This is a genomic window from Bacteroides sp. HMSC067B03 (assembly GCF_001811315.1).
Classification (GTDB): domain Bacteria; phylum Bacteroidota; class Bacteroidia; order Bacteroidales; family Bacteroidaceae; genus Bacteroides; species Bacteroides faecis.
Window position 1 is genome coordinate 91,308 of the sequence record NZ_KV804336.1, and the last position, 11,772, is coordinate 103,079.

General features: G+C 41.8%; 12 protein-coding genes and 1 pseudogene. All 13 read right to left on the reverse strand.

Annotation, left to right across the window (positions count from 1 at the left end; translation table 11 throughout):
- Window positions 1-2: 2 nt before the first annotated feature.
- The gene (locus HMPREF2794_RS09450) at window positions 3-419 is read right to left on the reverse strand and encodes a hypothetical protein (protein WP_005794367.1); all 417 of its coding nucleotides are present in this window, start codon (window positions 417-419) and stop codon (window positions 3-5) included.
- Entirely contained in the window at window positions 397-864 is a 468-nt protein-coding gene (locus tag HMPREF2794_RS09455; protein WP_005794369.1) for a hypothetical protein, read from the reverse strand. The genes HMPREF2794_RS09450 and HMPREF2794_RS09455 overlap by 23 nt, the downstream gene beginning before the upstream one ends.
- 27 nt (window positions 865-891) lie before the next feature.
- On the reverse strand, window positions 892-1,155 hold the full coding sequence (locus tag HMPREF2794_RS09460; RefSeq protein WP_004326738.1) for a hypothetical protein: 264 nt from the start codon (window positions 1,153-1,155) through the stop codon (window positions 892-894).
- Between the two features lie 2 nt (window positions 1,156-1,157).
- A complete protein-coding gene (locus tag HMPREF2794_RS09465; protein WP_007846606.1) occupies window positions 1,158-2,333 on the reverse strand; it encodes a hypothetical protein in 1,176 nt (391 codons plus the stop codon).
- A 6-nt stretch (window positions 2,334-2,339) separates the two neighbouring features.
- Window positions 2,340-2,735 (reverse strand): hypothetical protein, encoded by a 396-nt coding sequence (locus HMPREF2794_RS09470; protein ID WP_005794372.1) that lies wholly within the window; start codon window positions 2,733-2,735, stop codon window positions 2,340-2,342.
- 21 nt (window positions 2,736-2,756) lie between these two features.
- Window positions 2,757-3,239 carry a hypothetical protein gene (locus tag HMPREF2794_RS09475; RefSeq protein ID WP_224205385.1) on the reverse strand — a complete coding sequence of 161 codons (483 nt, stop codon included), beginning with the start codon at window positions 3,237-3,239 and terminating at the stop codon, window positions 2,757-2,759.
- A gap of 245 nt (window positions 3,240-3,484) precedes the next feature.
- On the reverse strand, window positions 3,485-4,300 hold the full coding sequence (locus tag HMPREF2794_RS09480) for an RNA-dependent RNA polymerase family protein (protein WP_070751420.1): 816 nt from the start codon (window positions 4,298-4,300) through the stop codon (window positions 3,485-3,487).
- A gap of 516 nt (window positions 4,301-4,816) precedes the next feature.
- Entirely contained in the window at window positions 4,817-6,136 is a 1,320-nt protein-coding gene (locus HMPREF2794_RS09485) for a hypothetical protein (RefSeq protein WP_070751421.1), read from the reverse strand.
- 20 nt (window positions 6,137-6,156) lie between these two features.
- Window positions 6,157-7,179, reverse strand: a complete 1,023-nt coding sequence (locus HMPREF2794_RS09490; protein ID WP_005794381.1) for a hypothetical protein — start codon at window positions 7,177-7,179, stop codon at window positions 6,157-6,159.
- The gene (locus HMPREF2794_RS09495) at window positions 7,163-7,396 is read right to left on the reverse strand and encodes a hypothetical protein (RefSeq protein ID WP_005794383.1); all 234 of its coding nucleotides are present in this window, start codon (window positions 7,394-7,396) and stop codon (window positions 7,163-7,165) included. Before HMPREF2794_RS09495 ends, HMPREF2794_RS09490 begins: the two co-directional genes overlap by 17 nt.
- 1 nt (window position 7,397) lies before the next feature.
- Window positions 7,398-8,603 carry a hypothetical protein gene (locus HMPREF2794_RS09500; RefSeq protein ID WP_005794386.1) on the reverse strand — a complete coding sequence of 402 codons (1,206 nt, stop codon included), beginning with the start codon at window positions 8,601-8,603 and terminating at the stop codon, window positions 7,398-7,400.
- The gene (locus HMPREF2794_RS09505; protein WP_007846600.1) at window positions 8,600-11,470 is read right to left on the reverse strand and encodes a hypothetical protein; all 2,871 of its coding nucleotides are present in this window, start codon (window positions 11,468-11,470) and stop codon (window positions 8,600-8,602) included. Before HMPREF2794_RS09505 ends, HMPREF2794_RS09500 begins: the two co-directional genes overlap by 4 nt.
- Before the next feature lie 4 nt (window positions 11,471-11,474).
- Window positions 11,475-11,772: pseudogene (locus tag HMPREF2794_RS09510) on the reverse strand (hypothetical protein); the annotation flags it as partial.

The window sequence follows — 11,772 nt, forward strand, 5'->3', positions numbered from 1 at the left end:
TCCTATATCAACTCCCAACCTTTCCTTACCTCATCCATGTTTGCAGGAACACCATTCTCAACATAACTCATTGCAGCCACCACCGCAATAAGTTGTTCCCGGTTGTTTCTGTTCAGAATTGTATGACGAGATATGCCTGAACGCTTTTCGACTGTGGCAATATACACTTCAGTATTGTTCTCACATGGCGGTGCCCATCGCATAATAACATCTTCAAGTTCATTGGCCGTGCCGTCTTTGTCAGTATCATACTTATTAAGAATATAAGTTTGAAGAGTTTTAAAAGCAGCACGATAACCGTATGCCATAGTTTTAAACTGAAAGAAACTTTTATCTGTCTGTGTTGCAGACAACCCCTGCCATTTCGTATTATTTCTCCGTATATTTAACGGATTATTATTCCGTAGTCCCCGTGTCATTTTTATCCTCCTTTTCTTTTTGTGTTTCAAACAATATTTGTGCGGCCAGTCGTGCTATATCGTCCTTATTCTCAATGATTATACTCATGGTCTTTTCCGCTTTCCGAAGCTCGGCCTTTTCCCATGATTTCTCACGTACCGATTTGAACTCACAGAAAACGCAATAAACCGCCCATAACATAGCGAATACTGGAAATGGAATGACGATGCAACATATAAGGTCAATCATAACCAGTGTCAGAAACGGATTAAAATATTTCTTCGCTTTTGTCGCTGTCATTTTGTACTTCTTCGAGGTACGAAGTTCCCCACGCTGTTTGGCCTTCTGAATCCCCGAAATAAAATCTATCCCCATTGCGATTATGATAGCTGTCATACTTACCGCTATCAAAACCAAATGTAAAAACAAATGGTCGTGAATGAATGTTTCAATAATGTCGTTCATATCCTTTTGTGTTTGCGTTTATTATTTTTATTCCAATAGTAATTTGTTGATAGCATCAATAAAGGCTGGGGAACATAAACTTGCGTATTCCTTAATCATATTACACTCTTCATCGTTATACTCAATTTCTCCATTGGAGTTGAATATTTTAAATGCGAGGGCATGAGCCTCTATTCCCCTGCCAAGTTGATAAATGATATTGGCAAAATCCTTCTTGTAGTTCTCAACGGAACATCTCGTCTTATCAATATCAACAAATATCTCAATTCTTTCAAAATTTATCCTTTTCATAATCACTTCCAATCATTATCATTTGAAGCACCGAACATCAGTCCTCTTCCCAACCAGTCAGAGTTCGGTGACGGATACATAAAATCCACCAACTGCATACAATGGTGCATGGAACCGCCATTCAATGTTTGCTTTGTTCCATTCGCATATATCTGAACATTATTATAATTGTCATTTGCATTAACCACGAATATCCTTTGGGTGACGGCAAGACTCAAAAGATAACGGTAGGTTACATTCGATGTTATTCTAAATATAACCGTATCAACTGGAAAACCCGAAGTTTCACCGTTATAATCGTATCTTGGCGAATAGCAAGGAACTGTATAATAAGTTTCGTTAGCAGAGGAAGTCCCGGAAGTCAAAGGTATATAAGTACCGGTTTTATCAGCACCTTTTGTGTACACATAGGCATAGGAGCCGTAAACTACCATAATGCTTCTTTCCCTTGCGCCAAACACGCCTCTACACCATAAGTCAGAAGTGTAGAAACGTAATGACCGGTTATCCTTAGTACCTTGATGATACATATCACCATCAAACCACATTCTTCCATCACTTCCAAAGCTGATTCCTCCAACCGCATCACCAGCAGCATTCACGCAATTCAACCTTGTAAAAGAGCCTGATACACCTTTCAATGTACCTTCAAAAGTGCTGTCACCTGAAATAACCGCACCAGCCGCATAGAGTTTCCCTGCTATACTCACCTTATATGGCGCATCAGTCGGTGTTGTAGCTCCAACCCATAACGGATAGTCACCACCAACAAGACCTGCTGCAACCGTTTTATTATCGCCCTTCATTATCAAAAGCTGATTACCCTGCATGAACCGTAGAATAGCATTTTGAGCCATGATAAGCGGAGTGTACACTGGCACCAAAGAATTAAACTTCTGCCAATAAGTTGTATTTGTCACCGGAATGGAATCACTGGACGTATGAGTTTTCAGACATTTATACGCATTAAACGTATTAGCACCGGTAGTCACAATTACAATATCCAAGTACCGGGTACCGGAAGTCAAAGCCTCGTCATTGCGATACTCTATGCCTTTAGCCCATTCGGATTGCCGGAGAATACAGCCTTGCAGCCCGTTTTTCCCCGGTTCCCCATTAGTACCGTCAATTCCATTTTTGGCCTTTCTTCGTATTAATATATGCCCTTGCGCCTCCATACCGGATTACTTCAATTTTGCTAATACTTCTTTTGCGATCTCCTTAGCCTTGATACGATAACTCTGATAATCAGTGTATTCTTTCAGATATTCGGCACGCTTACCTTCGTCAAGTTCCGAAGCCATATCACGTGCCATTTCCAAGTTGGCGAAAATGGCATCACGTTTATTCGCATCATAACGTTCCATGATAATGGCACTTACAATACTGTCATAATCATGTTCCCCTTCAACATCCACGTTTTCACAGACATACTGGTCTTCAACCACCACATCTTCCGAACCGGCCTTTTGAACAGCTTCTCTTCTCTCAAAGTCGAAGTAAATGCGTAGCAACGCACCTTCAACTACAAATTCAATACCAGTCGGCAGTTCTCCTACAAGAGTTCCATAACTTTTCATAAATTACCTCCATTTTTATAATTATTCTTCAAAATAATAAGCACTCTTCCCGTCACCTAACGAACGCCGCTTGACAATCACATTTTCCACTGGAAAAATCTTCTGACCGTTATTCTCCGCTTCGCGAGCCTGATCCAACACATCTTTCAGATTGTAACAGTTCGTTATGAATTTGCTACGTTGTCCGTTCTGTTCAAAAAGAACACAATATCTACCTTCACCTTGCTTTGTCTTCACATTCGTTTCAAAGTCCACCACTGTTATAGGGACATTGAGAATATCCATCAATCTTGTCTCTTTTACATCGAAGAACTTCTTTCCGTCCTTTGTTCTACCACTCTGTTTGATACCTTTATCTGCAAAACTCATATCATTATTTGTTATTGTTCTCCATAAATTCTTACAATCTCCCCACTTACACCAGCCCCAGTATGAAGCTCGTATCTCGCGGTTACGTTTCCGGCTTTTTATTCGTTTCACCTTTCGGGCAAAGTTCTTTTTCATATTTTTACGCATCCGAACATTATCTTTCGTGAAGCAATAGCCCAAAAAGTTAATCCTTCTTCCTCTTACTACGTTTTCGCTTTCTATGCTTTTTGTTCCCATTTTTTGTTTCTGTTCCTATCGGAGCAATACAACTGTTTGCTTTAACTACCAACCCAACTTTTGCACTTTCCCGTTCATACGCACGAATAAGAAACAACGCTTCGGCCTTAGAACGAGCCAGCATAACATTATCATCGCAATATCTATGCAGGCATTTGACACGATATTTCTCCTTCATTGTATGATCTATCCGGCTTGCCGCAAAATTCCCGATAGGTTGGCTTGTAAATGCTCCAATCGGAACACCTCTTCTTCCGTTCAACTTCATTCTCCAATACGTCAACTAACTCTGTTCCGCTGTCATACGATAAAACAGCTATCTCGATCAATTTAATAAATCGTTCATCTTTGAATTTCCTTCTCAATGCAGCAACAATAAGCTCATGAAGAATACTTTGATAGAACTTTTTGAAATCAGTCTTTACGAACCATTTGTATTCCGGGTACCGGTGAAGAAAACGTTTCATTCTCCTTACTCCAAAATGTAATCCCTTTCCCTTGATACACGCACTTGTATCATAAATCAAATTTCTATAAACATCTTCTTCAATCACCCTCATAATTGCATGGTGTAATATACGCCACGGGAAATATTTCTGTTTGACAATATCTCGAACCTTTCCTGCATCACTTTTTACTCTCATTACGCTATAATCCGGTGCCGGAAAATCCAATGTCAGGATCATCAACTGCAAAGCTCGGAGGTCTTCTTCCGGGTGTAGATTATGCCGCCTGATAAAGCGGTTTTTCTTAACCTTCCCATCTTGTGCTTCTTTGTCCGCTTCACGTAAATTATTTATCTCTGCTATACGTTCAAGAATATACCCGGCTCTTTTAGATTTCTTTCCACCGTCTGCTTCTATCCGTTTATTGTCAGCCTCTATCCTTTCCGCTATAATTCTATCAATTTCATTATGCGATAGACTCTTCCAATCAATATCACTTCTTCCAATATTCACTGCTGCTTTGTTTTAAAATTTACACCATACTTCCAATTTTGTCTTGTTCAGACTATTTTAATTATTCCGATAACTGCAAGCTGTTTTTACTTGCTTGAATAATTCGCCCGGAGCTTTCGAGAACCAACCTACTAACACCGCTTGTTGCCTTTCGCAAATTGGGCAACCTTTCCGCATTCTTGATTTTCTGACATCGTAACCAATTGATTACTACGTTGCAACGATATAAATCCTGCAAGGTCATGGCTCGGAGAACTCGCAGATTACTCTACGATAAATAAGTATGGCGAGAGCCGATATTCGCATTCGAGTTCGACCAATCGTTATTCGAGTTCGCATAAGCGAGGCCGCAATTCGCACCGTTATTCGCATTACCGCCCCAAAGAACCAGCTCTTGTTCCCCTCTGCCAACCGTCCACGCCTTTCGGCTTTCGTCCCGTTATCCTTTGCCGTAAAACGAGAAGGTGGACGGGTTTTAATTAATTGAAATTCAAAGAACTAATATTTCAAAATCTATTATGCAGCCATCAAAGATGCACCGCTAACAAATGTTAAATTCCCAAAATACGCAAGGCGAGAGCCGATACTCGCAGTCGAGGACGACCAAGCGTGATACGAGTACGCACAAGCGAGGCCGCAACCCGCACCGGTATTCGCAGTACCGCCCCAAAGAACCAGCTGCCCAGTAGTGTTTGCCCATGAATAATCAGCCCAATAAGAAGTGCTGTTTCCACCAATCTTTTTCGGGAAAATATCAAAATGCTCCCCAAGAATTATTTCCTGCACTTGACCGGAAGCTGTCTGACGGGTAGCTTGTCTGTATTCACCATTTGGATGCGCAGCTAATTCAGCAGTAGTCGGTAAACGGTTTCCTTTGTAAATGAAAATTTCCGTTCCACTTTGAGCACTATTGTTGGAACTACCGCAAAATACTCCTTGCAGAAATTCCCACTGCCACCCATAAGGATCTTCTATACCCATCATGTTCACCCGTGAACAATCCACTCCAGTATTACTTCCATTCACCACAGAAATAGCTATTTTGCCCCAATTGTCACCGAGACTCTTTGTTGCGCCAGTTTGCAATGCTGCCGCAGCAGCCCACAAGTCTTTACTGGAGCTACCACCCACACCATAACCAAGTTTGGCTTGAATATTGGTATCTCCGTACTGGGACAGCCCCAACATCATAATAAGCTTTCTCTGATCGTAATCGGTCAGTCCCCATTCCTTACCGTTCACTTGTGCAGCATTCCAAAATGCGTTGATTGTCTTGCTGCCTGCCGGTGCAACTCCTGAACGTGAAACAAGTGCGCTACCTGACATGGAGCCTTTGTATGCACCGATACAGTTATACATTCCACCATTTGCCCCACCAATAAACTCACCGCCAATAGGTAGCATCGAGAGCCATAAGACTGGTACACCACTTACACTGTCAGTCTGTACACGATAATACAAACGTGGCCCTATCCACATCACATGCCCTTTGGTTTCATCCACCGCAGTACCATCAGCAAACACCGCACTATTGGTAGGGGACATTTTAGCAGCCCTTCCATCATTCGTTACGAGATAACGGCCACAATACAACTTGTATTCTGTCCATGCGGCTGTATTACCTATCACACCATAGTTCGTGCTACTTTGGGTTGATTGTTTGATTGGAATCCCCCAAGCCACCTGCCTCAACATTTGTTCGTCACCATTATTAATAGCATTCATGAAGTTTTCCACGGTAATGCGTCTGACACTACCACCAACTTCCACCAATACTGTATTGGAACGCAGAATGGAGGTCACCAATGTTTCATTTCCTAATCCTTTAGTTGCCATAATATTATTTTGTTTTTATGTTAATTAAAATGACATTCTGCCAAAACATCAACATCATATTGAGTCCCGTTTCTGTCAGTTTCCGTTGTTGTTACAGATATAGAATTTGTTGTAGAATGTTTCAAACTCTTCCAGTTTTCCTTATCCATCACATCCATAGTCCACGATGCGGAAGTAGGAGTATAAGTTGACCCCGTAGTCATATTTACAATCTTGGCACTTACTGTAACGGGTTGTCCGGTATCAACCTCTTTGTTGGAAGAAGTTATATAACATACAATTTGAAATTCATCTGCCGTATCAATGATACGTACCCCGGCACGTGCTATCGGTTGTGAAGCACTTGAAGACTGATAAACTTCTGCTATGAATAACTGGGTACCGTCCACATCACCACGGGTAACAGTTACACTTTTCTGTCCGTTCTTATCAGTCCAAGCCGCCGTGTCCTTATACCATTTTATATAGTAATCGGTAATGGCATTGGCACCGGCATACAGCTTGGTAGTCAGAGTACAACTTGTTACTTTGCTTGTTAACTGTTCGGTACTTGCAAGAATAGCAAGATAGTAAGAGCTGGCTCCCATATTCTGAATGGCAATAGGCAGTTCCCCGGTCAAATTATACTCAACACCTGCCGTAGAAGCGACACATGAATAAGTCAATGTATCTCCTGCAATATTCGTTTTGCTTGCCAAGTTTCCGACAATTTTAATGGCACCGGTACTGGTATTCAAAGAGAATTTGCCCGTACTGTCTTTTTTCCAACCTCCACTTTCCGCACCGTTAAAATTTAAAGCCACTCCATTGTAAGCCCAACTATGACCAGACAAACTGACCGCCAACCCACGTGCCGAAGTTACTTTGGGTGTCCGTACCGGCTGATTCGCAGCTATACTCCAATCAGGAGAGACAGCCCCACTTTCTTCATCTACGGCCTGAAACAATGGAATGCCATTATTTTCAAAAGTCAGCATCAGGCTGTCATTGGAACGAAGACGTTTAATCGTGATGCTATTTTGGGCACTATAATTTTCTGCCATATTCCCAACCTCCTTCTGATATAATTTGATTCATGCTTGTATTAGTATAAACGATACCGTCCAACAACAGTATTCTATCTTCCAGTTCTCCATCAAGAGAAGGCAGGCACATTACCTCCTTTTCATTCAAGATGATGGATTCTCCCTTTACCAAGTGCCCCAACAACAGAACCCCGGCATCCAAAGCCTTTTCCTTATTTGCTACAACATACCTCATATCAATTATTTATATATATGTTCCCGTTACTGTCCGTATATTCATTTGTCCCATCAGTCAATACAGAGAAAGCCTTTTTTTGCTCGGCCTTAATGTACACGTCCAACCAATCGTCAAGATAAGTTTCACCAATACCGGTTCCATCCAACATTATCACAGTTTTTTCCCCCTCCTGCCATTGTACCCCGGTCTTATTTGCACTGTCCGTAAACCATACCATGCGGATAATCGGTGCCGGTATCGGCACAATTTCTCCATTCCACTGTACCATAGCTATATTCCTATGCAGGATTTCATCAGGATTGATGGAAGCCTGACTTGCCGGTATGCACGTAAATTTTGGATAAACACGATTGACGGAGAATTGCTGTCTTGCAACCTCCTTTCCACCAACCTTCACCAACAGCAAGTAATCCCCCTTCTCGACCAAACGCAAGTCCATTATCAGGCTGGTTAAGGACAAAGCCACTATTTCATGGTTTGCGGTAGTCAGCATTGTTTGACTTGATATGCTGTTCACCTGATAAAGTTCAATTGTATATCCGGTAGTTATTTTATTCACTCCCTTTGTTACCATAAGTGGAATGGTGCGCTCGTATGAATTTTCATCCAAAGCTGCATTCCTATTGGCCGTAGATGCGGAAATCAAATTGTTGGCTACCTTGTAATCATACAACAAAAGCTTGTCAAGAAATGGATTGTACTGGATTATCTGACTATCCCCAATAGACAAACCGTAGGTATCTTCACTCTTATCTACCGTTGTCAACATGATAGAGTCAGTCTTAACGGGAATATTCACCCCAAGCCGGGTATCAGCTATCAGACCTTCAAAATACAACTCAAAACTTTCACCCGGAGCCACATTTCTGCTTATGGTAATGGCACCGCGTGTATCTCCAACCGTATCTATACTGTACTTCCCATTCCATGAACTGATTGCAGAAATATTCTCTCCATTAGCAAACCAGTTCATTTCTGCCAACAAAGAATTAACATAAGGCATATCCCAGCTACCGTCAGCGGCATTCGCTATGACTTCCGGTAAAATCACCAGTGGAGTAACCCCACGGTCAGGATCATATTCATTTGCCACCGGATTATAGACCTGATTGGCCGGACTGTTCGGTGTCATTATCTTCAAGCTTACTGCAATCGTAAGCGGTTGAAACTCTTTTCTGATTCTTTTCTTTTCACTCTCTATCATATCGTCACAATTGCTTCTACTGATGCAGTATCATTTGTTGCCGTTATGGTAAACAAGGTACTTACCACTGTTACTGAATTATTTCCTAAATCACTAATTTCCTTTGTGTTATGTATCGTTATTGAACCGTTGAAATCCTTATGCTTGATATTCCAAGCTTCATCATCGGCGGTATCTCCACTATCCCTTCGGATAGCCCATTGTCTAACTGTGTCTGTAATATCCTCCCAACCTTTAAAGACCTTGCAAGTAATTTCCATTGATTCACCATAAGCAAGAAAATTGTCACCTTGCGTATCAATCTCAATGCGTACCGGTGCATCTATCTGTAACTGTTCGATTGTGCCGGTCATATAAATGTTATTCAGATAAGCAGAATAACCGGTCATATCCAACCCGAAGATGTTGAGATTGCTCAAATCCCCATCCTGCATTGCAACCATACTCTTTGTAAACTCCCAGTCATTTACCCCTACCAAGAAACGGCGGTATGTCCTCGTCTCATAAGCGGAAGTCTGGCGTTCCTTGTTTGTAAAGTTGCCATAAGCGACAAAATGCAAAGCCTCACACGGATGGAAAGAATATTGCCAACGATCAGAAACACCACGAAGCACATAGCGAAACCTTTTGTTTGTTCCGGCATCCAATATTTCTGTAATACGAAAATAGATTGTACAGAAACCGGCAAACATACGGTTGCCACGGCTATCATCTATATCAGATACCGCATTATTCCCCGGCGTTTCATAGTCATGGAAATACCCCATGCAAATATCATCCACAGCCACAGCACCTATTTCACCGTCTTGTAATTTCAAACTTATTGTCCCGGAACGTAGCAAGTTACCATCAGCATCATAATCAGGCTCAACACTCTCTATAATTCCAGCACCGGGAGAACGCCATTTGTCACCAAGCACAATTTCAGCACGGTTAAAACGCAATTCCGGCACCTCTAAAAACCTGCGTAACGTGAGGCTTTCCATATACCCACGTCCCATGCTGTCTATTTTCGCCCCAAAGCCGGTCAAACCCTCTGCAAAACCGCTTGCACCAAAGATAGCACCGGCTAAGAAGCCGATAAGCCCAGCTGCCGTATCATTGTGGGTGCGCGAAAGAAAAAGCTGATTGCCCAGTGAACGGATGATAGACTGTATCTGTTGGGTATTCAAGCCGCCGGTTCCCTGCCCACCACCTGCAATAGAGTCTATCTGATTTTGGATTTTTTCAAGCGATCCAACAGCCTTTTCCTCCCGAAGTGTCATAGTGTACTTCGGTATCATATCTTCTCCCTCTTTGATAATAAGGGTATCAATAATGATGCTGCCTTCAATACCAAGATCGCTATCAGTGAATAGCATCAAGTCCCCTTCTTTCAAAGTATCATGTATGCTTGCTTCCCCCCTTGCAACAGCCTCATCATGTTGGCGTGCCATGAAAATATCATCCACCTTCGGTTCATACGAATAGCGCACATAGTCATTCTTTGCAAGATATTTTTTCGCGGTAGCAAGCAACCGTTGTGAAGCGGCCTGAATATAAACGTCCGGCATATCAATATAAAGCAGGACAAACTTGTCACCGGACTTTATATTGTAATCCTTGTATGGGAAATATAATTTCAGACTTTCATCATATACACGGTTACAAGTCAGCACATATTTATTGCCCTTCTTCTCACATTTGGTTATTTCAAAATCCCGGCCACCACACATGCCGTTTTTCATGCTAATGGTGGCTGTTTCAGAAGTCAGGTAATCGTTTATATTGAAACCAACATCTTTTAGCGTTATTGTAAAAGGTGGGACATCTTCACCTTCCTTCAGGCTATCCATTGTACCATCATCTGTCAGTTGTTCGGCATCAGCCACTTCGTCAAGATTGCCATTATCCCCGGCATCCAATGATACATAAATACCTGCATCTTTCAACTGTTCGGCGGTCATACCTTCCATTGAAGGACATATTTCTTCCAAATCACCGGTACCGTCAAAATAAACACTCCCTTCCCGAATGCCAAGCACAGCAATATTCTTGCTGTCAATATATGGATCAAGCGTTGTCTTAGGAAAATCAGGTAACATCAGATTTTCCACGGCCATGTTATTCGGCAAATAATTGGTAAGAGAACTGTTTGAGAGCTTATTATAATACCGGTTAGGCATATTTCTTGTACTACCGTATGCACGCAATCGCGTAATAATCTGTTGATCCGCATCGGCTGTACGTTGAATTTCGTACAAACCGTTTCCACGTCCATACTTGAAAATATTGCCCACAGCAATACCGGCAGTACCGATTGTTATTGTTCGGCCACGAATAACAAAGTTCGCACCAAATTTTGAATTGAACAACTCCAATGCACCCCATACCTTTATATTGTTCACATCAATGTTTACATTGGTAGTGCTCACATATTCAGGGTGTACGGCAACCGTCCATTTTTGTGCTCCAGTATATATACGGTCAAGATTTACTTGAACACGGTCTGCCAAATCTTGTATAGACGAAGCGAAGAAACTGAACTTAGGCAAAGAAGTGAAGTGTATCTGATTATCACTTTTCACATAATCAAGAAAATCACATCGCGTCAATTCATCTCCCGGCCAGTTGAACTTTACGTTATCATAGACAAACGCTTCTCCCGAAGTTTTTCTTGCCGCCTTTTTTAATGCCGTAGGATCATAGTTTATCTCAAACTTCTCACCACGGTACATAACATAGTCACCTATCTCAAAAAGAATGGGTACGGCACTTTTCAGAGTGCTTGTCACAAAACATGCACCCATCCATGTACCATTATACTCCAAACCTTTCAGTGTACAACGTACCGTATTGCCAGTTTTATCATAAACCTTCCATGCCATACAGCTATACTTTTTCAACCAATGCAACTATCTTTGTCGGTTCCGCAACACTATACGAGGGGATTATTTGAGTTCGAGGATCAGTTACTCTGAATTTTACCGGGAAGGTCAAGACTTCATCCATATTGGACTTATTAAATTCAAAATCTCCAACCTCCAGTAAGTAAAGTCCTTGCCGCCCGATACCCGTGTGCGAGTTATATATTTTCAAGGTGGCACCGTCACCATTTTCTCCCGTGAGATAGTTTTGAAAGGCCATAATTTTATCGTATGCAGTACCCAAATCTCCCTTATAGCACATC